This is a genomic window from Planococcus sp. SE5232 (genome assembly GCF_050686535.1).
Classification (GTDB): Bacteria; Bacillota; Bacilli; order Bacillales_A; family Planococcaceae; genus Planococcus.
Genome location: NZ_JBOGCP010000001.1, coordinates 151,503 through 171,432 on the forward strand (window position 1 = coordinate 151,503; position 19,930 = coordinate 171,432).

Here is a 19,930-nt window from a genome sequence, read left to right on the forward strand (position 1 = left end):
TCGGGTGTTTTTTTGGGTTGATTGTCTGGGGATATTTTCTTTATTTATTCGAATAAAATTTCATAGTTGCTTCTGGCTAATCTTATGCACGCTTAAGAAAATTTATGCACGTTTAACATGAAATACGCACGTTCAGCAGAACTTATGCACGTTTAAAATAAAATATGCACGGATGGCAGAACTTTTCGCCAAAATAAATCAAACAATCAGAAAACAGCTAAAAATATCTATAATTTTCCAAACGCCCATGATACGATAAAGACAACTTTAATCAGTAGGGAGAACTTTTCCCACTGTGGAAAAGCAATACCTAAATCATTCAACATCAAGGGGGATGTAAGGATGGAATTCGATGCGATTGTAGTAGGAGCAGGCCTTGCGGGGCTGGTGGCGGCAGCGGAAATCGCTGACGCGGGCAAAAAAGTGTTGCTGTTGGACCAGGAGCCGGAAGCGTCTTTTGGCGGACAGGCGTGGTGGTCGTTCGGCGGGCTGTTTTTGATCGATTCGCCTGAACAACGGCGCATGGGCATCAACGATTCAAAAGAATTGGCCTGGCAGGACTGGCTTGGGGCAGCCGGTTTCGACCGGGAAGAGGACGAAGATCACTGGGGCAGGAAGTGGGCAGAAGCCTATGTGGATTTTGCAGCGAATGAAAAACGGACCTGGCTTGCTGACATGGGCGTCAAATTCTTTCCAGTTGTTGGCTGGGCAGAACGTGGCGGCTATCTGGCGGAAGGGCATGGCAATTCGGTGCCGCGCTTTCATATTGTCTGGGGAACGGGGCCGGGCATCGTTGCGCCGTTCGAGCAGCGGGTGCGTGAACATATCAAGAATGGCCTGATCGAATTCCTTCCAAGGCATCAAGTAGACGAGCTGCTCACCGAAGACGGAGTGGTGACAGGTGTTTCAGGTTCACTGCTGGAGCCGAGCGACGCCGAGCGGGGAGAAGCGAGTTCACGGCAGATGGTCGCCAATTTCCGCTGCGAAGCACGGGCTGTTGTCGTGACGAGCGGAGGCATTGGCGGCAACCATGAACTGATCAAACAGAATTGGCCGAGCCGTTTGGGGACAGCGCCAGAGATGATGCTGTCAGGTGTGCCGGCGCATGTCGACGGGAGGATGCTGGCCATCACGGAAAAAGCAGGCGGGCGCATCGTCAACCGGGACCGGATGTGGCATTATACTGAAGGCATCAAGAATTGGAATCCGGTCTGGAGCAAACACGGCATCCGGATTCTGCCGGGACCCTCTTCGATGTGGTTCGATGCTGTGGGAGAACGTTTCCCGGCACCGAATTTTCCGGGATTTGACACGCTCGGAACACTCGAAACCATCCAGAAGACCGGCTATAGCTATTCCTGGTTCATCCTTACGCAGAAAATCATCGAAAAGGAATTTGCGCTGTCAGGTTCCGAGCAGAATCCGGATTTGACGGGCAAAAGCATTCCGCAGGTATTATCCCGTGTCCGCGCCGGAGCGACGGCACCGGTACAGGCCTTTATGGACCAAGGCGAAGATTTTATCGTGGCGGACACCCTTGAGGAATTAGTGAAAGGAATGAACAGCCTGACCGGGGAAAATCTATTGGATTTTGAACGGATCAAAGAACAGATCGATGCACGCGACCGTCAACTCGACAATCCCTTCTCAAAGGATCTGCAGATTACAGCGATGCGAGGAGCCCGGAATTACCGAGGAGACCGGTTGATCCGAGTGGCTGTGCCTCATAAACTATTGGACCGGAAAAAAGGACCGCTCATTGCGGTTCGCCTGAATATCGTCAGCCGCAAAACCTTAGGCGGCCTGCAGACGGATTTATCCGCTCGTGTGCTGAATGCATCCGGGCAGCCAGTGCCGGGCCTGTATGCCGCTGGAGAAGTGGCAGGGTTCGGCGGTGGCGGCGTCCACGGTTACCGGTCACTTGAAGGGACGTTTCTTGGCGGCTGCCTGTTTTCCGGAAGAACAGCGGGAAGGGCCGTCGTAAGCGAAGGGGGTTCTGAAAGTGCTTTTTGATGGAATAGGTTGGCGGTTTGTCCTGTTTTTACTCGGAACGGTTTCCAGTATTTTTCTGGTGAATGGGTTCTTGAGAAAAATCCTTGGTGTGGAGAAAAGGAAGTTTTTTTCAACAGAACATGTGAACGACCTTCACAAAAAATGGGACAGGATTGTGAATGTCAGCGCAGGTATTATTGTGTTTATCCTATCGATGTCCCTTATTGAATATGGTCCCGTCATCAGTCTATACGTTGTGGGCATTACAGCTTTTATAGGGGCAGTACAGGTGTTGATCCGGGCAGGATTCGAGAAGAAATACGCGGAAAACCCGAACGACTATTTGTATACGATCTTGGAATCGTTGACGGGCACTATCATTCTGATCACATTGGGCGTGAGTTTATTTCCGGACTTTGTCTCGGTTATTTTTACGATCTAAAATAAAGGGGGGAACCAGATGGGAGATTTCATTGGCGCGATTTTTATATTGATTCCAATCTTTGTTGCAGCCATAGCATTGAGATGGGTCCGGATTCTCCGCCTTAATTCGGAAAAGCAGATCCAGCAAAATCAAGAAATCATCAGTTTGCTGAAAGAAAGTGCGAGGGGGAGCAAATGAAGAATACGCAGGAAAATTTGGTGATCCGTTCGTACCGGGAAGATGATTTCCCAGCCATCCATGCATTGAACAAGCAGGAGCAATGGAACAACCTGGCGGCAAAAGAACAGGATACCCAACAAGCTTGGACCAACTCCACTGTGGCAGTCGTTGCTGAAATGGACGGACAGGTCATCGGTTGTTTGCGCGGACTGACAGATGGCTTCATTTCCCTTTATATCTGTGAAGTGCTGGTAAGCGAAAAGTACCGCAAGTCAGGAGTGGGCAAAAAGTTGATGCGTCATGTTCACAGCTTGTACCCAAAAACCCGCATGGAATTACTGGCCAGCAGCACCTCCCGCAGTTTTTATGAAGCACAGGGCTACCGGCCATTCTACGGCTTCCGCAAAACCATTGAAGAATAACTTTAAGAGATGCCAGCTGTTTCACGTGGAACGTTTCAACTCAAAGGAGAGATGCCTAAATGAAGGGTGAGCAGGTGAATATCCGGTTTTTGCACACTGGAGATGCAGCGGAAAAGCTCCAGTTGGAAGTGGATAACCGTGAGTTTTTTGAAGCGTATGCCATGACCCGCTATCCGGATTTTTATACATTGCCGTTGCAAAAGGAACTGATTGAAATTTATGCGGAGCAGAAGGAAAATGATCAGGCTTATAGCTTTGGAATCTTTGAGAATAGAACCGGGTTATTGGTTGGAACGATCAGCCTTGTTCAAGTGATAAGAGGTCCGTTGCAAAGCGCCGTACTGGGATATGCCTTGGATAAAAAGCACAATAACAAAGGCTATGCAACAGAAGCGGTCAAGCTGGTGGTGGCCTATGCTTTTCGAAAGCTTGCCCTGCATCGTATCGAGGCAGGGGTTATGCCGGGAAATGATGCCTCTATCCGGGTACTGGAAAAAGCAGGCTTTCACAAAGAAGGGGTCGCTGTGCAAAATGTCCAGATCAATGGGGTATGGCGGGATCATCAGGTGCTGGCCATCATCAATCCGCGTGATCTTTGAAAATCCTAAAAAGGGGTGGTTTTGTGCGCCTTCAATCTGAGAGGCTGGAATTCAGAGCTTACAGAGACGAAGATTTCTACTTTTTATACTCGTTGCTGTCCGATCCTGAAATGATCCGCTATATCGGAAAAGGACAGACCCGAGATAAAAATGGAGCTCTTGAATTCCTTTACTGGATTTATCGTTCGTATAAAGAAAATCCTCAAGGCGGGCTTTTGCTGTTGATCCGGAAAAAAGATGGCAAACGAATCGGCCATGCCGGGCTGGTGGCTCAGAACATCGAGGGGACTGATGAATTGGAAGTCGGTTATTGGGTGGCCAGAGATTATTGGGGACAGGGATTTGCCAAGGAGGCTGCAGAGGCGTTGCGTGATTATGGTCTGCAGCAAATGGGAAGAAACCGGCTCATTTCGTTGATTCAGCCGGACAATCAGGCTTCGAGAAAAGTGGCGGAATATATCGGAATGACAGTGGAAAAGGAAATCGTGCTGTCCGGGAAAAACGTCTGGGTTTACGCAATGGAAAAGGAGGACAATCATGGAATTCCCTATATTGGAGACGGAAAGACTGTTTTTAAATAAGGTTGAAGAGCCGGATGCGAGCCGTTTTTTTGATATCCTGTCGCGCGATGAAGTAACAAACTATTATGGAATGGATAGCTTGGCCCACCAGGAAGAGGCTGTTGAAATGATCCGGTCATTTCACAACAGCTTTACGTTGAAACGGGGGATGCGGTGGGCAATCCGCTTCAAGGAGACGAATGAGTTTATTGGGACCATTGGGTTGAACAATTTGAATCTTTATTCGAAAAAAGCGGAAATCGGCTATGAATTGCATCCGGATTATTGGCGCCGGCAATTGATGCAGGAAGCAATCCGTGCTGTTTTAAGGCATGCTTTTGCAGAACTCGGTCTGTACCGGATCGGAGCTGTAACCTATCCGGAAAACATGTCATCGAACCGGCTTTTGGAAAAGCTTGGCTTTACACGGGAAGGACGATTGCGCGGCTATCTGCATCAGCGGAATCAATCCCACGACGCTTTTATTTTCTCTTTATTGAGGCCGGAATGGCTGGACGAAGAAAAACCTGAATAGTGCATAATGGAGGTGAAAAAAGTTTGATAGTCGAGGCGCTCATACTTTGTTTGTTTTATATTAGTGTAAACTTTTTTGTGGGGCGGTATGTGAAGAAGCGCTGGGACATAGCAAAGCGCAAGGAATGGCTGTATTGGCCTCTGAACCGGACACATGCGTTGATTGAAGCTTTTCTGATGATCGCTTTTCTTGTCGGGGCAGTGACTTTAGGAAATCAATTGTTGGGGAACATCAATTGGGTCTATTATCTCTTTTTCTTTTTCTTCATCAGCTCCCTCATCCGGGCTTTAATGGAATGGAAATACGCTAAAACCGATAATATTTGGATCAGCCAGTTATCGGAAGCCGCCATTGCTGCAGTCCTGCTACTTAGTTTTTTTGTTTTCCCTCGTTAGAAGAATATTCATGTCCGGCAGAAGTTTTTATAGGTGGATAAGTCTGCCGTTCTTTTTTTCTCCTGGTGATATTAGCACGACCGTTTCGGTGGAGGATTAAATGCGCTCGTTTAGGGGAATAGCATCAGAACAAATGATGTGTCACCTAAAGGAGCAGCGCCCATGAAGAAGGACAAGACCATTGAAGCGGAAGTGAGCGGCTATATTGCAGGTTTATTGCGAACGTATTTTGGAAAAGGGCTAAGGTCTGTATTTGTCTCAATCCGTCGTCCGTTTATCGTTATCCATTTGCGTGAGTTCCTGGCGCCGACAGAAAAAGTGCTGATGAGCAAACATGAAGCTGGACGTGTAAAGGAAATCCGGGATTTGCTGATGGCGGATTTGGATGGCCAAATAAAGATGGACCTGTTGAAATCAGCGGATCTTGATATCAAAGACATTTACACAGACTGGAATTTGGAGAATAAGACCGGCATGCTGATTCTGGTGCTCAACGAAGAGGGGATTGAAGATGATGGCGAATGGCCGAAAGGTGTAGATCCCAAGGCATTTTTTCAGGAAATCATCGAAATCAGCAAAGAAGCCCAGAAAGAACCTGAGAAAATTGAAGTTTATTGGTTGAATCCACGAATTGTATTGATTCAAAGAACAGGAATTATGATTGAAATCGAAAAGGAATTGATCAAAAACAATTTTATGGCACAGTTGAAACTGGCGAAACGCCCTTTGGAATCGAATCTCATCTACAATTCTTCTCTTGAACAAATCTTAAAACAGAACATAACCGAAGTATTCACCGATTGGAACTTTATAGAAGATGTAGGGTACATGGTGCTGCTGATAGATCCGGAACGCGAAAACCGCCATTGACGAACACGGGGACAGTGCCTTCATCAAGCACTGTCCCTTGTTTAATTTCCTTGGATTTCAATCATCTTTTTCAAGAGTGGCATCATCTTATTATCCCTGGACACGTGTTCATCGATCCAGCTGTATTCCCGTTGCAGCAGCTCTTTGATCCGTGAAGCCGCCCGCACATGATCAGCCGGCGTCATCAGGCTGGAGATCCCCTCGATTTCCGAAAAGACGGCTGCCGGCAACGAGCGGCTCACTGTTTTCAAGCCAAGCTGTGCCCGCTCTGGTGCATAGCGGTACAAGAGAACCTTCGCTAAATGCTCCACAACATGCCACAGCATCTTCACTGCCCAAACGCCATTCCCTCTGGCAGCCGCTTTGCGGTACTGAAATAAAAACCACGCAACATCAATGACGTGATCTGTATATTCAGCTCCATTCAGCTCCAGACTTTGCGATTCTGTAAATTGCTCCAGCAGGTTTTCAGGATCATAGACCACCCTAAAGAAATCCTTTGACGTAAATGATTCTACAGTCACCGTAAACAGATCGATGTGCAGCAGATCATCAAAAACCGCTATGAGCTGAGGGGCAATGATGAAAATATCGTCCTGAAACAGTACCGGCCGATATGCTTGGAGATGCGTAAGGCGCTCAGCCAGAAATGATTTTTCCTGCTCTTTATCGACCAGGCAATACAGGTCGATATCCGAATGCTCATCGTGTTCATCTCTGCCCATGGAACCTTTCAGGAAAACGGCTCGCACATAAGGGCTTTTCGTTAAGCTGGCTGTTATTTTTTCTACCGCAACTTCCTGTATAAGCATGATAATCCCCCGTAGCTGAATTTGTTTTTATTACTATAGCATAGAAGGATAAACCTTCCAATTTGAAGAATAAATAGAAATAAGAATGTAGGAAAGGGTGAAAACTATGCGTCAGATTATCGCCATGGGCGGTGGAGGTTTCTCGATGGAGCCCGACAATCCGTTATTGGATCAATACATATTGCAACAGGCCCATCAACCCCAGCCAAAAATCTGCTTTATTCCGACTGCAAGTGGAGATGCGGACAGCTATATCGAGAAGTTCTATGATTTCTTCAACCAGCAGCCATGCATTCCGAGCCATCTGTCTTTGTTTAAACCGCCGACGCGGGATTTGGAACGGCTTGTGTTGGAGCAGGATATTGTTTATGTAGGCGGCGGCAATACCAAAAACCTCTTGGTGCTTTGGAAAGAATGGGGATTGGACGGAATTCTGAAAAAGGCATGGGAACAGGGGGTTGTGTTGGCGGGCCTTAGTGCCGGTTCCATTTGCTGGTACGAGGAAGGTGTCACCGATTCCTATGGCGACAAACTCGAACCGCTCCAGGCGCTGGGTTTCCTGAAAGGCAGCCATTGTCCGCATTACGACGGTGAAGCCGAAAGAAAACCGGCTTACCGCCAGTTTATCAAACAGGGCGATTTGCAAGAAGGAATTGCGGCAGATGATGGAGCGGCTATCCACTACGCTGGCCAGGATATCAAACGGATAGTCAGTTCAAGACCGGCAGCGAAAGCTTACCGGGTGAGTAAGGATGGAGAAGAGGAATTGGCTGTTGAATATTTGGGGACGTGAATGTTCGTGCTTTCCAAAGGAGAGCCCCACAGCTTTTTTCTTTTTTAATAAATGAGGTGAGCCTATGAATATCAACCTGGAAAAAGCAATAGCTTCGGATGCACCTGCTATCCTAGCCATGCAAAAAGCGGCTTTTTTGCCCCTTCTAGAGAAATACCAGGATCATGACACCAATCCGGCGAATGAAACGCTGGAGCGGGTACTTGGCAGAATCAACGGTCTTGGCTCGCACTTCTATAAGATTTTGGCGGAGGAAAAAATGGTGGGGGCGATACGCATCAAATGGGATGAAGAAGGCAGATTTGGAGTCAGCCCTTTATTCGTCGATCCTTCTCATCAAGGGCGCGGTATAGCCGGAGAAGCGATGAAACTGGCGGAAATTCAGCATCAAGAAGCTGTGACCTGGGAGCTCGCCACCATTCTGGAAGAGGAAGGGAATTGCCGCTTCTATGAAAAACTGGGCTATAGAGAGACTGGTGTCATCGAACAGCTGAACAGCAGAGCCACTTTAGGTTATTTCAAAAAACAGTAAAGGATGTAGATGAAATGAAGCTGACGGCAGAGCTTTCGAGGTTCAAAGTCAAAGAAGGAAAAGCAGAAGCGGTTGAACAATGGATGGATTTTTTGAATGACCATATGGACAAAGTCCTGCTGACTCTCGACGATGAAAAAATGTTTGTTGAAACAATTTTTAAAGAAGAGCTTGAAGGTGCCACCTACTTATACTGGTATTCGGTACAGGGGGAAGGCGGAACTGAACTGGAGAGCTCCAGCCATGAAGTGGACAAAAAGCATATGGAGTTCTGGAACGAATGCCTTGATTTTGCCTATGGTTCAGTCGATTTAGAGCCGCAGGTTGTTATGATTCAGGACAAAGTAAAGGCGGCCATGAAGTGAATCTGTTTGGGTGGAATGGAAAGTAGCTTAGTGCATAAACCATGTTCGAACACACAGGCTTCTGCTATAGTGGCAATAAGGGCGGTATCATTGTTGAACTGCACCCGTATAAAGAACCTCAACAATTGCATAGTTCTGCCTTGATCTTAAATCGACAGGGACGGAGAAAACCACTGATAAACTTACTGCCCGTCTGTCCATTTTTGGAACCGATGGGCTTTATTTCGGTTTTCCTCCCAAAAGGAGAGAGAAAAATGAAGAACACAGCCTCACTCATCAAAATGAAAGTCCAAAATGAAAAGATCGCGATGCTCACAGCCTACGATTACCCTTCCGCAAAGCTTGCAGAACAAGCTGGTGTGGACGTGATTCTGGTAGGTGACTCGCTGGGGATGGTCGTCCTGGGATACGATTCTACTGTAAAAGTGACTGTCGGCGACATGATCCATCACGGCAAAGCAGCACGCCGCGGAGCGCCCGACACCTTTTTGGTGGTGGATATGCCGTTTGCTTCGTTTCATGGCAGCTTAGAACGCACCCTTGATCATGCAGTCCGCATTTTTCAGGAAACAGGAGCGGAGGCGCTGAAGCTGGAAGGTGCAGACGAAGTTGTGGATGTCGTGAAACTGCTGACGCGCACCGGAATCCCGGTTGTCGGTCATCTGGGTCTGCTTCCCCAAACAGCAGGGGTTCTCGGCGGCTATAAAGTGCAGGGGAAAACAGCGGACGCCGCACAAAAACTGATCGAAGATGCAAAAGCTTGCGAAGCGGCAGGAGCCTGCATGCTGGTTCTCGAATGCATCCCCTATCAATTGGCGCAGAAAGTCACAGCGGCGCTGACAATACCAGTGATTGGCATCGGTGCCGGCAGCGAAACAGATGGACAGGTCCTTGTTTATCATGACGTCTTGAAATATGGATCCCATCATTTAGCGAAATTCGTCCGTTCTTATGCAGAAACGGGAGAGATCATGAAACAAGGCCTGGCTCAATATGTCGATGAAGTGAAAACAGGCGCTTTCCCGGCTGAAGAACATCGTTTCACCATGAAAGAAGAAGAGCTTCAGCAGTTGTATGGAGGAAAAGAATAGAGAGACGGAAAAACCGGGCATCTTGGATGGAGTGACCCACTAAAATGAGACAAGGAAAAAACACCACCAACGTCGTATGGAGTTACCAACGACAAACTGGAGGTGTTTTTTCTGGGATTGATGATATTATTCATTATTTTCCGGATTAAGTTATAGAAAAGATTTATTAACTTCCAAGTTTACATATGGCGACTTATCAGTAGAATGGCCACCCTCATACTGAAGATTCTTTACTTTATCGTTAGTGTACTTTTATGTAAAATTAAAAATAAATAAAAAGCATTGGCCCAAACAAAATGGACCAATACTTGGCTTGCTGAATATTATAACTCTCTTCCATTTGTAGCAATAAGGTTTTTATACCAGTCGAACGATTTTTTCTTCTTACGCTCAAGAGTACCGCTTCCGTCATCGTGTTTATCTACATAGATGAAGCCGTAGCGCTTGGACATTTCACCAGTCGAAGCACTTACCAGGTCGATGCAGCCCCAAGGAGTGTAACCCATCAGTTCAACGCCGTCCTCGATCGCTTCACCCATCGCTTGAATATGCTCGCGAAGGTATTTGATGCGGTAGTCGTCATGGATGCTTCCGTCTTCTTCCACTTCATCGTACGCGCCAAGCCCATTTTCTACGATGAACAATGGCACGCGGTAGCGGTCGTATAATTGATTTAATGCAATCTGTAGACCGGTAGGATCAATTTCCCAACCCCAGTCACTTGCACTTAGGAATGGATTTTTCACACCGGCCATGATGTTTCCTGCTGATTGTTCCTCTGATGTTTTCTCTTTCTTTTCCGTACGAGACATGTAGTAGCTGAGAGAAATGAAGTCGACTGGGTGTTGTTTAATGATCTCTAAGTCATTTTCCTGCATTTCAATGTTGATGTCATTTTCTTTGAAATAGCGTTTTGTAAATGCAGGGTATTCGCCACGCACCTGAACATCTCCACAAATGTAGTTGAAGATTTGCTCTTCCTTCATCGCATACAACACATTTGCTGGATTGCTGTCATAGGCGTAAACCGGAGCATAAAGCAACATGCAGCCGATTTGAGCGTCAGGACTGATTTCGTGGCAAGCTTTCACTGCCAAGCTGCTCGCTACAAATTGGTGGTGCAGCCCTTGGAAGCTTTCCTGTAAACGAACATCTTCAGTAGCGGGAGAAAATCCAAGACCGAAAATCGGCATATGTGTTGCGCCGTTGATTTCATTGAACGTTAACCAGTATTTCACTTTATCTTTGTAACGGTTGAATAAGGTAATGGCATAGCGCTCGAAGAAAGTAATGACTTCACGGCTTCTCCAGCCGCCATACTCTTTAATCAAGTATAAAGGCATTTCATAGTGGGAAATCGTGACAAGCGGTTCCATCCCATGCTTCAAACACTCATCGAATACACGGTCATAAAATGCTAGGCCTTCTTCGTTCGGCTCAAGCTCGTCGCCGTTCGGAAAAATGCGTGACCAGGCAATTGACAGACGGAAGGTCTTAAAACCCATCTCTGCAAAAAGGGCAATATCATCAGCGTAACGATGATAAAAATCGATGGCATCATGGTTTGGGTAGGTATACGTGTCCTTATCGATTTCAAAATCGAATCCCGGTGCAGTGATTAGGTTGAAACGAACTTTTCCACCCGGCATAACGTCTGCAAGGTTCATCCCCTTGCCACCTTCAAGATGAGCACCTTCTAGTTGATTGGCAGCTGTCGCGCCGCCCCATAAAAAGTTTTCGGGAAATTGATATGTCTTCGTCATTTGTAAAACCTCCAATTATGTATAATGGGTGCGTTTTCACGCGGGTAATAAAAAAACCCAAATCACGTAAAGAGACATACTCGTCCCGTACTCTACGTGATTTAGGTTTTGCCTGCATAAGCAGTAACAATCCTATAATAGTTAATTGAATTAACTTTACCATTGCTTTTTTGATTAGGCAAACAATTTACAGAAAACTTTTCCGTTGCCTTTTTTAGTTTAAGAATAGAGAGAAGAAGCTCATTCGAAACTAATAAAACGCCAGTCACACCAAAACTCAAAGTAAGGTTTTGCATGGGTTCTTTGGATCTGAGGTAAGTACCTCGACTTCTTTGACTAGGGGGTGATTCCAGTAGTTTTAAAAATCAGCTGAAATTCCTTTAATTTTTATAAAATTAAAAAAATAAAAATGAAAGCGTTGACATCTAATTTCAGTGCTGATATATTTAACCCATCAACTGCATATCAATCCCTTTAGGGTTGTTACTGGTGAAGCAGGCAAAACCTAAATCATAGAACGGTACAGAGATCTATCTCTGACGTTGTATGATTTAGGTTTTTTTGTTTCCAAAATTAAATTGGTTGAATATCATGGGGGTGGAAAAGATGAAGTATGAGAAGTTGGCAAAAGAGATCATCGAGAATGTTGGGGGCCGGGGGAATATCAATAGTGTGGTGCACTGCATTACCCGGCTTCGCTTTAAGCTGAAAGATGAAAGTAAGGCGAATAAAGAAGTATTGAAGAACATGGATGGTGTGGTAACAGTCATGCAAAGTGGCGGCCAGTATCAGGTAGTTATCGGAAATCATGTGCAAGACGTATACAAAGCAGTTGTTGAAGTAGGCGGCTTTGGAGCTAACGATGCTCCTCCAGAAGAGTCGGGCGATACAAGTCTATTCAACCGACTTATTGATATTATTTCCAGTATTTTTTCACCGATTCTTGGCGTCCTTGCAGCAACCGGGATGATCAAAGGGTTAAATGCACTGTTTGTAGCACTTGGATGGCTTGATACGACATCCGGTACATATCAAATCCTAAACGCAGTCGGTGACTCACTTTTTTACTTCTTCCCTATTTTCCTTGGTTATACAGCAATGAAGAAATTCGGCGGCAGTCCTTTTATCGGGATGGCCATTGGTGCAGCTCTTGTTTATCCAACCCTATCCGGTCTATCGGCAGGCGAACCGCTTTATACACTGTTTAGTGGCACTCTTTTTGAATCACCTGTTCATATTACCTTTTTAGGTATTCCGGTAATCTTAATGAGTTATGCATCATCCGTTATTCCAATTATTATTGCTTCGGCAATTGGTGCTAAAGTAGAAAAAATGTTTAGTAACATCACACCTGACGTCGTAAAAACATTCATTGTTCCATTTGCAACCTTACTTGTAGTAGTGCCGGTTACATTCATGCTGATCGGGCCGATTGCCACTTGGGCAGGACAACTGCTTGGACAATCAACCTTGTTCATCTTCAACTTAAGCCCGATCATTGCCGGTTTGTTCATCGGCGGGCTTTGGCAAGTCTTCGTCATGTTTGGTCTGCACTGGGGCCTTGTACCGATTGCGATCAACAACTTGTCGGTTTATGGAGCGGATCCTATTCTTGCGATGTCATTCGCGGCTTCATTTGCGCAAATTGGGGCTGTTCTTGCAGTTTGGATGAGAATCAAGAATCAAAAGATGAAATCGCTTAGCATTCCAGCATTCATCTCGGGTATTTTCGGTGTTACAGAACCGGCGATTTACGGAATTACGCTTCCGCTGAAAAAACCTTTCATCATAAGTTGTATTGGTGGAGCTGTTGGTGGAGCTATTCTTGCTTTTGGCAATTCAGCATTTTACATGATCGGTGGCCTTGGAATCTTTGGAATCCCGACATTCATTCCTCCTACAGGAGGATTAGGTTTTAGCTTTTGGGCAGTGATGATATCAATTGGGGTTGCCTTTGTTCTTAGTTTTATCCTTACGTACTTATTCGGCATGACTAAAGCAGATACAACAAATGATCCTGCAACAGAAAAAGTAGCTGTTCAAAAAGAAGAAGCATTGCTTGTAGGAGATCAAATCGTAGCAAGCCCTATGGAGGGGCTTATCAAACCACTTTCGGAAATCGGAGATGCCGCATTTTCATCGGGTGCTCTGGGTAAAGGTGTAGCAATCGAGCCGACAGAAGGAAAATTGTTTGCACCGATTTCCGGCATTGTAACCGCTTTGTTTCCAACAAAGCACGCAATCGGCATTACAGCAGACAGCGGTGCGGAAATATTGATCCACATCGGCATGAATACGGTCCAGCTTAACGGCAAGTATTTCACGGCTCTTGTAGAACAAGGTGCTCAGGTGGAAAAAGGCCAGCTGCTGATTGAATTTGATATTGAGGCAATTAAGAAAGCTGGATTTGAAGTGACGACGCCTGTAGTCATCACAGATACTGGAAAATATGCTCAGGTCAACACAACGACAGACAAACAAGTCAAGTGGGGCGAGCCGCTCATTTCACTGGACATCTAACTTCACAAAAATAAGTAGGAAGAAAAACGGAATTCCGTTTTTCTTCCATACATAAAAAAGGAGATAAATTCATGACATCAACTACATTTCCAAAAGGGTTTTTATGGGGCGGTGCAACAGCTGCCAATCAACTAGAAGGCGCATACAATGCAGGAGGAAAAGGGCTGTCGATTTTCGATATGGTTTCATTTGTGCCGAAAGAAGAACGCGGCAACGACATTGAAATGGACGTTAAAAGCGAATCGGAATTGAACGCGTTGCTAGCCGAAACCGAGAAAACCAATTTTCCGAAGCGCCGTGGAATTGATTTTTATAACCGTTACAAAGAAGATATCGCTCTTTTTGCAGAGATGGGCTTTAAAACGTTTCGTTTGTCGATATCCTGGCCGCGTATTTTTCCGAATGGCGATGAGCAAACACCGAATGAAGAAGGATTGGCTTTCTACGATCGCGTGTTTGATGAATTGCAGAAACATGGTATTGAACCATTAGTGACCCTATCGCATTACGAAATGCCGCTTCACCTGGTGCAAAAATACAACGGCTGGACTGACCGTCGCTTAGTAGACTTTTTTGTTCATTACGCTGAAACGGTATTCAACCGCTACAAAGATAAAGTGAAATATTGGCTGACATTCAATGAAATCAATATCTCTATGTTTTCACCATATATCGGCAGCGGAATTTTGGTTGACCGCCTTGAAAACAAGGAACAAGCGGTATATCAAGCGTTGCATCATCAGTTTGTAGCGAGTAGCTTAGCGGTAAAGGCTTGCCACGAAATTATTCCTGGTTCCCAGATCGGCTGTATGCTGGCTCGCATGGAATCCTATCCGGAAACATGCAGCCCGGATGATGTGTTGGCAGCACTGGATGAAGATCAGAAAAACTTATTTTTTACAGATGTTCAAGTACGCGGCTATTACCCAAGTTTCATGAACCGATACTTTAGAGAGAATAATATTCAGATTGAAATGCTTCCAGGCGATAAAGAAATCTTGCTTCAGCATACTGTCGACTTTCTGTCATTCAGCTATTATATGTCAATGGTGGCAAGCGGAAATCCGGATAAAGCAAAAGAGAAAGGAAACTTTTCTCTTGGGATTAAAAATCCTTATTTGGAAGCTTCGGACTGGGGTTGGCAGATTGACCCGAAAGGCTTGCGCATAACGTTAAACAAAATGTATGACCGCTATCAAGTACCGTTATTCATTGTGGAAAATGGCTTAGGGGCATACGATGTTGTGGAAGAAGATGGCTCGATCAACGATGATTACCGCATCGATTACCTTCAGGCCCATATTGAACAAATGGGAGAAGCGATTAAAGATGGTGTTGAACTGATGGGCTATACAAGCTGGGGCTGCATTGATTTGATTTCTGCCAGTACCTCCGAAATGTCCAAGCGCTACGGATTTATTTACGTGGACCAAGACGATTATGGCAACGGTACGCTGGAAAGAAAAAAGAAAAAGTCATTTGATTGGTACAAAAATGTAATCGCTACTAACGGCGAAGAATTGCATCAGAAAAGCTTAGATGAAGTAAAGTAATGAAAAAGTGCCTTACTCAATAGAGTAGGGCACTTTAAACTGGTTGTGAAAAAGTTTCCAGGTAAGGGCAGAAATAAACGAATGCTTTATACTGAATGATAGTACTATGTTTGAATTTAGGATAAGAGGTGGAGAATAATGAAACTGATTGCGATTGATTTAGATGGCACGTTGCTGTCTCCCAAAATGGAAATTACGAAAGAAAATCTTGCAGCAATACGGGAAGCACAGAATCAGGGAAATATAGTGATGATCTGCTCGGGTCGTGCTCCGGAAGATATTCAACAAATCCTTGAAAAATACGATTTGTCGATTCCGTTGGCCGGAAGCAACGGATCCGTTGTGCAAGCCCAAGGCCGTGTTCTGCAAAGTGTATCTATGAACAGAGAAGATATCATCAAGACGGCAGAGAAGCTGGATGAGGATCAGTTTCCATATCGAATCTACACCAATTACGGTATTTATCTACCTGCAGACTGGTCAGAACGAGTAGAACTTGCGATGAAACAGGAACAGATCAAAGTCGAAGGCCTTTCAGATGAAATTTATCAAAAAATTACAGAACAGCCGCAAAAATCAAGTCTCATTAATTTCTTCGAGCATTATAGCGAGTTGTTTAACAGAAGAGATTTAACCATCCAAAAATTCTTTGTACTGACTTTAAACAGCAGCAGTAAAACAGCGTTATCCGGCTATTTGGAGGGCATCTCTACTATCGGCATCACTTCTTCGAGCCCTTTGAATATCGAAGTGATGGATCAGCATGGAAATAAAGGGAGCGCTCTGAAAAGAGTAGCTGAACACTACAACATTCCTTTACACGATACCGTGGCTATTGGAGATAACTTTAATGATATTCCGATGCTTGAAGTGGCTGGACTTTCAGTTGCGATGGGAAATGCAGAGCCTCAAGTGAAAGAGGTTTGTGATGTTGTTACACATTCAAACAATGAAAATGGCGTGGCCTATGCCATAAATAATTATGTATTAACTACTGTACAAGCCAAACTGTAAAACGATTAAAATAAAAGAAAAGATGCCTGATGGGGCATCTTTTTTTTGTTATATAGAGGAACGTCTTTCAGCGAAGCGCTGTTGCTTACGGGTTTATTCATCTTTTGACAACACGTTCAATGTGAATCGTCAAGTAAAGCATTTCTTCGTTGGTCAATTCATGGCCATATTCTTTTTTAATGTATTCCTTAATTCTATTGGTGCATTTTGCTGCGTCTGGGTGCTTTTGCTTAACCAGAGTATACAAATCATCATCCGTACCTTCATAATGTGTGCCTTTAAAAATGCGTTGGGCGAAAAATTTCAAATGGGTGATAAAGCGCATATAATTTAAGGAATCTTCTTCGAACTCCACTTTAAAATGGTATTTGACGATTGTAATGATTTGGTGGATGAATTTTGTGATATTTAACGTATTTGACACATCTTCATTCATTTCTGCATTAATTAAATGGATTGCGATAAAACCTGCCTCATCTTCAGATAACGAGACATTGAACTTTTCATTTATATGTTCGACTGCTTTCATGCCAACCAAAAACTCTTCCTTATAAAGCTGTTTTACTTCCCATAACAAAGCATTCTTTATCTCAATGCCGTCCCGAAACCGCTCCATCGCAAAATTGATATGATCCGTTAAGGAAACATAGATATTTTCATTTAATTTCTTGCCCAGTTTATTTTTTGCATATGTAATGATTTCTTCAACTGCAACCATGTGATCCACAGGCACTTCCCGAAGAAGCATCTTGAAATTATCGGAAGTTTCTTTATTTTTCAACGCAAACACTTTTTGGATTTTTTGCTGATCGACCTCTTGGCCGGGTTTTTTCTGATAAGCCAGGCCAGTACCCATTATAACCAGTTCCGAACCGTCTGACTGCAGCACACTAATTACATTATTATTAATAACCTTAGCAATTTTCATGGCTTCTCCTCAGTTCTTTTGCTATCCAATATAAATAACCTAAGCCATACTAAAAGCAGATAAAATCACAAAGATTTCACCCTTTTAGCGACTTAGGTTTTGCCTGCTCAACCAGTAACAATCCTAATTTTCAATCTATTCATTCGGTTAATTTAGTATATCTTTGTCTTCTTGCATTGTCAACGCTTTCAAAAGGCGCGTTTCTATAAAAAAGGTGAAAATTTTAAAAGCTTAGCATCTATAATTCTTAATAGTTAAAATACCTGGAGTGGACAACAGTTCCTTCTACGAATAAATTTTAGTCAGCAGTAAAAAGAGGTGATGTTGCACCCTAGTAGTTAGCATTTCACCTATTTATCGGAAGGAAATAAGCTCTTCTCTTCATTTATGGTTCTACTTCAAAATAAAAATTTTTTCGAAATAACACAATCACTGCTTTTAATTGGTACAATAAGAACAAATGTTCTTTTTTTGAAAGGAGTGGAGAATATGGAGGAGAAAAGCAGTACCGGCAAAAGATATGTAAGAAGGCAAACGCGATGGGAGGGACTGTTCGTATCGGAGCATGCTTGGGATTCCACAGCTGACTTTATTAATGATCCGCAGCCAATGCTCAGTGCTGATGAGCAAGGGGCCATCCTTGATATGCTGATAGTAGCTTGTGAGCGTAAGTGCACTGTGTTTATCCAATCATGGCAAGAACGCCATTTCCACTACTGCCGTTGCACGATCCGAAAACTGGATCAGGAGAAATGGGCCATCACCTATGAAGATTCGTTCGGTGAACGGCAACTTGCAATCGGTATGATCACTTCAATCCATATGCTTGACTGAGCAAAGTTTTACAGGAAAGTTGACTGGGTTCAGCATATAAAAAAAACCGGCATCTCTTAAGAGAAACCGGTTTTTCCTATATTAGCGTACGTAAGGAGCAGGGTTGACGGCATTCGAGCGTGCGCCGTTCCACGGTCCTACATGAATTTCAAAGTGAAGATGCGTGCCTGTTGAACGGCCGGTGTTGCCCATGCCGCCTACTTGCTGGCCTTGTCCGACTGACTGTCCAACCGATACATTGATCGAGTTCATATGAGCATATACAGTAGCGTGAGTCTGGCCGTTGATGGAATGCGTAAGAACAACCACATTTCCATATCCGCCCATGTTGCCGGCGTACGAAACAATTCCGCTCGCTGCAGCAACAATCGGTGTACCCGGTGAATTGGCAATATCCATTCCAAGATGTGATTCTGCTCCGGCTCCGATATCACGGCCGCCGAATCCAGAAGTGAAACGTCCAGTTGATGGCAAGATGAATGTTGAGCTGCCGGCATTGGAAGAAACAGAAGCTTGTGTAACGGTTGCTGCAGGTGCCGCTGAAGCTGCAGATGCGGCTGCTTGGCGCTGAGCTTCCGCTTTACGTGCAGCTGCTTCTTTAGCTAGGCGTTCTTGTTCTGCTTTTCTGGCGATTTCTGCCAGGCGTGCTTGTTCTGCGCCAATTTTCTTGGCGAGATCTGAGCTGATATTCATCGCTTTATTATGTTCCGCTTCAAGAGCTGATTTCTCTTTAGCCAATCGTCCCTGTTCGGCTTTTAGATCTTTTTCAAGTTGTGCCTGTTTATTCTTTTGAGCATCCAGTGAATTCTTCAAGTCGACCAATTCCGCTTTTTTAGCTTCCTGTTCAGCCAACTTCGTTTCCACTTCTGCTTTTTGTTCAGCCAGCAATTTTTTATCTGCAGCTTGTTCACGCATAATTTCACGGTCTGCTTCGATCAAGATGTTAACTGCTGAGAAACGGTCAATGAAATCAACAAAGCTGTTTGCTCCAAGAAGTACATCTATGTAATCTACTGAGCCGCCACTTAATTGGATGGCACGAGCTCGTTCTTTCAGAAGCTCTTCACGCTCCGCAATTTTTCTTTCCAATTCTTCAATGGACTTTCTCAACTCGTCAATTTCGACTTTCGTTTGGTCGATCTCGGCTTGAGCCACGTCAATTTTGGTTTGTGTTTCGATGATTTGGTTATCCAATTCGCGGATTTTTGCGATGATTTTTTCGAGTGTGGTTTGATTTTGGGAGATTTCACTTGTTTTTTGTTGAATCCCTGAGTTCAATTCACTTTGTTTCTGTTGAACCTCTTGTTGCTTCTTTTCTAAATCACTTAGTTTATCTGCATTTGCAGTCGGCATGAACATCGTTAAAGCCAGTACTGCTGATAATGCAATCATCATAATTTTTGATAATGAATTCAAACTCTCGCGCCCCTTTCATTTTCCGTGGCTATCTATAAGTTATACTGATAAATTTTTTACATAATCGATAATTTCCTTGGCATTTGAGTGGCCATAGGAAAAATCCAGCAGACCCATTGTACCACCGCATAAACCTGTTTATTATTACAGTTTCTTATCAATTAGAAGGCGAACATGACAAAATGTCAGAATATAAGGTTGAATCTGCTGGTTTATAGCATTAATATGATTTTTTAGTGAAATAACGTTATATTGAAAACGAGGACTTGATATTTATCTGACTATTTACATGATTTATTGCTTCTAGGATAAAAGACGAAGATAGGATAGGA

The 19,930-nt window shown here is 44.3% G+C and carries 21 protein-coding genes; 17 read left to right on the forward strand and 4 right to left on the reverse strand.

Annotated features, from left to right (window positions below):
• The first annotated feature begins 342 nt into the window (after window positions 1-342).
• From ACRC6Q_RS00665 to ACRC6Q_RS00705, 9 genes are all read left to right on the forward strand, one after another.
• A complete protein-coding gene (locus ACRC6Q_RS00665) occupies window positions 343-2,013 on the forward strand; it encodes an FAD-binding dehydrogenase (protein WP_431465510.1) in 1,671 nt (556 codons plus the stop codon).
• Window positions 2,003-2,434 (forward strand): DUF4181 domain-containing protein, encoded by a 432-nt coding sequence (locus tag ACRC6Q_RS00670; protein WP_431465511.1) that lies wholly within the window; start codon window positions 2,003-2,005, stop codon window positions 2,432-2,434. The genes ACRC6Q_RS00665 and ACRC6Q_RS00670 overlap by 11 nt, the downstream gene beginning before the upstream one ends.
• Window positions 2,435-2,452: 18 nt before the next feature.
• The gene (locus ACRC6Q_RS00675; protein WP_431465512.1) at window positions 2,453-2,614 is read left to right on the forward strand and encodes a hypothetical protein; all 162 of its coding nucleotides are present in this window, start codon (window positions 2,453-2,455) and stop codon (window positions 2,612-2,614) included.
• Window positions 2,611-3,018 carry a GNAT family N-acetyltransferase gene (locus ACRC6Q_RS00680; RefSeq protein ID WP_431465513.1) on the forward strand — a complete coding sequence of 136 codons (408 nt, stop codon included), beginning with the start codon at window positions 2,611-2,613 and terminating at the stop codon, window positions 3,016-3,018. The genes ACRC6Q_RS00675 and ACRC6Q_RS00680 overlap by 4 nt, the downstream gene beginning before the upstream one ends.
• A gap of 59 nt (window positions 3,019-3,077) precedes the next feature.
• Window positions 3,078-3,617, forward strand: a complete 540-nt coding sequence (locus ACRC6Q_RS00685) for a GNAT family N-acetyltransferase (protein WP_223636252.1) — start codon at window positions 3,078-3,080, stop codon at window positions 3,615-3,617.
• 23 nt (window positions 3,618-3,640) lie between these two features.
• Entirely contained in the window at window positions 3,641-4,198 is a 558-nt protein-coding gene (locus tag ACRC6Q_RS00690) for a GNAT family N-acetyltransferase (protein WP_431465514.1), read from the forward strand.
• Window positions 4,155-4,712 (forward strand): GNAT family N-acetyltransferase, encoded by a 558-nt coding sequence (locus ACRC6Q_RS00695; RefSeq protein ID WP_431465515.1) that lies wholly within the window; start codon window positions 4,155-4,157, stop codon window positions 4,710-4,712. Before ACRC6Q_RS00690 ends, ACRC6Q_RS00695 begins: the two co-directional genes overlap by 44 nt.
• A 77-nt stretch (window positions 4,713-4,789) precedes the next feature.
• Complete coding sequence (locus ACRC6Q_RS00700; RefSeq protein ID WP_223636804.1) at window positions 4,790-5,107, forward strand: DUF4181 domain-containing protein; 318 nt, start codon at window positions 4,790-4,792, stop codon at window positions 5,105-5,107.
• A 162-nt stretch (window positions 5,108-5,269) separates the two neighbouring features.
• Window positions 5,270-5,977 carry a Na-translocating system protein MpsC family protein gene (locus ACRC6Q_RS00705; protein ID WP_431465516.1) on the forward strand — a complete coding sequence of 236 codons (708 nt, stop codon included), beginning with the start codon at window positions 5,270-5,272 and terminating at the stop codon, window positions 5,975-5,977.
• 41 nt (window positions 5,978-6,018) lie between these two features.
• On the opposite strand, the gene ACRC6Q_RS00710 is transcribed toward ACRC6Q_RS00705, so the two are convergent.
• Window positions 6,019-6,789 carry a nucleotidyltransferase domain-containing protein gene (locus ACRC6Q_RS00710; RefSeq protein ID WP_431465517.1) on the reverse strand — a complete coding sequence of 257 codons (771 nt, stop codon included), beginning with the start codon at window positions 6,787-6,789 and terminating at the stop codon, window positions 6,019-6,021.
• Window positions 6,790-6,895: 106 nt separating this feature from the next.
• On the opposite strand from ACRC6Q_RS00710, the gene ACRC6Q_RS00715 reads away from it, so the two are divergent.
• The 4 genes from ACRC6Q_RS00715 (at window position 6,896) to panB (ending at window position 9,570) form a co-directional block, all read left to right on the forward strand.
• Entirely contained in the window at window positions 6,896-7,582 is a 687-nt protein-coding gene (locus tag ACRC6Q_RS00715; RefSeq protein ID WP_431465518.1) for a Type 1 glutamine amidotransferase-like domain-containing protein, read from the forward strand.
• A 64-nt stretch (window positions 7,583-7,646) separates the two neighbouring features.
• Window positions 7,647-8,114, forward strand: a complete 468-nt coding sequence (locus tag ACRC6Q_RS00720) for a GNAT family N-acetyltransferase (RefSeq protein ID WP_431465519.1) — start codon at window positions 7,647-7,649, stop codon at window positions 8,112-8,114.
• A gap of 20 nt (window positions 8,115-8,134) precedes the next feature.
• The gene (locus ACRC6Q_RS00725) at window positions 8,135-8,479 is read left to right on the forward strand and encodes a DUF6176 family protein (protein WP_431466304.1); all 345 of its coding nucleotides are present in this window, start codon (window positions 8,135-8,137) and stop codon (window positions 8,477-8,479) included.
• Between the two features lie 254 nt (window positions 8,480-8,733).
• A complete protein-coding gene (gene panB / locus ACRC6Q_RS00730) occupies window positions 8,734-9,570 on the forward strand; it encodes a 3-methyl-2-oxobutanoate hydroxymethyltransferase (RefSeq protein ID WP_431465520.1) in 837 nt (278 codons plus the stop codon).
• 323 nt (window positions 9,571-9,893) lie between these two features.
• On the opposite strand, the gene ACRC6Q_RS00735 is transcribed toward panB, so the two are convergent.
• A complete protein-coding gene (locus ACRC6Q_RS00735) occupies window positions 9,894-11,333 on the reverse strand; it encodes a glycoside hydrolase family 1 protein (RefSeq protein WP_223636281.1) in 1,440 nt (479 codons plus the stop codon).
• A gap of 606 nt (window positions 11,334-11,939) precedes the next feature.
• Between ACRC6Q_RS00735 and ACRC6Q_RS00740 the strand changes: the two genes are divergently transcribed.
• The 3 genes from ACRC6Q_RS00740 (at window position 11,940) to ACRC6Q_RS00750 (ending at window position 16,420) form a co-directional block, all read left to right on the forward strand.
• Window positions 11,940-13,853 (forward strand): beta-glucoside-specific PTS transporter subunit IIABC, encoded by a 1,914-nt coding sequence (locus tag ACRC6Q_RS00740; protein ID WP_223636283.1) that lies wholly within the window; start codon window positions 11,940-11,942, stop codon window positions 13,851-13,853.
• A 71-nt stretch (window positions 13,854-13,924) separates the two neighbouring features.
• Window positions 13,925-15,406, forward strand: a complete 1,482-nt coding sequence (locus tag ACRC6Q_RS00745; RefSeq protein WP_223636285.1) for a glycoside hydrolase family 1 protein — start codon at window positions 13,925-13,927, stop codon at window positions 15,404-15,406.
• 138 nt (window positions 15,407-15,544) lie between these two features.
• Window positions 15,545-16,420: a Cof-type HAD-IIB family hydrolase gene (locus tag ACRC6Q_RS00750; protein ID WP_223636288.1), complete on the forward strand. Its 876-nt coding sequence runs from the start codon at window positions 15,545-15,547 to the stop codon at window positions 16,418-16,420.
• A gap of 97 nt (window positions 16,421-16,517) precedes the next feature.
• On the opposite strand, the gene licT is transcribed toward ACRC6Q_RS00750, so the two are convergent.
• Window positions 16,518-17,348 carry a BglG family transcription antiterminator LicT gene (gene licT, locus ACRC6Q_RS00755; RefSeq protein WP_223636291.1) on the reverse strand — a complete coding sequence of 277 codons (831 nt, stop codon included), beginning with the start codon at window positions 17,346-17,348 and terminating at the stop codon, window positions 16,518-16,520.
• Window positions 17,349-17,837: 489 nt separating this feature from the next.
• On the opposite strand from licT, the gene ACRC6Q_RS00760 reads away from it, so the two are divergent.
• Window positions 17,838-18,182, forward strand: coding sequence for a YolD-like family protein (locus ACRC6Q_RS00760; protein WP_223636294.1), 345 nt, complete (start codon window positions 17,838-17,840; stop codon window positions 18,180-18,182).
• An 81-nt stretch (window positions 18,183-18,263) separates the two neighbouring features.
• Here the strand turns inward: ACRC6Q_RS00760 and ACRC6Q_RS00765 are convergent, their stop codons facing one another.
• A complete protein-coding gene (locus ACRC6Q_RS00765) occupies window positions 18,264-19,598 on the reverse strand; it encodes a murein hydrolase activator EnvC family protein (RefSeq protein ID WP_223636297.1) in 1,335 nt (444 codons plus the stop codon).
• Between the last annotated feature and the right edge of the window lie 332 nt (window positions 19,599-19,930).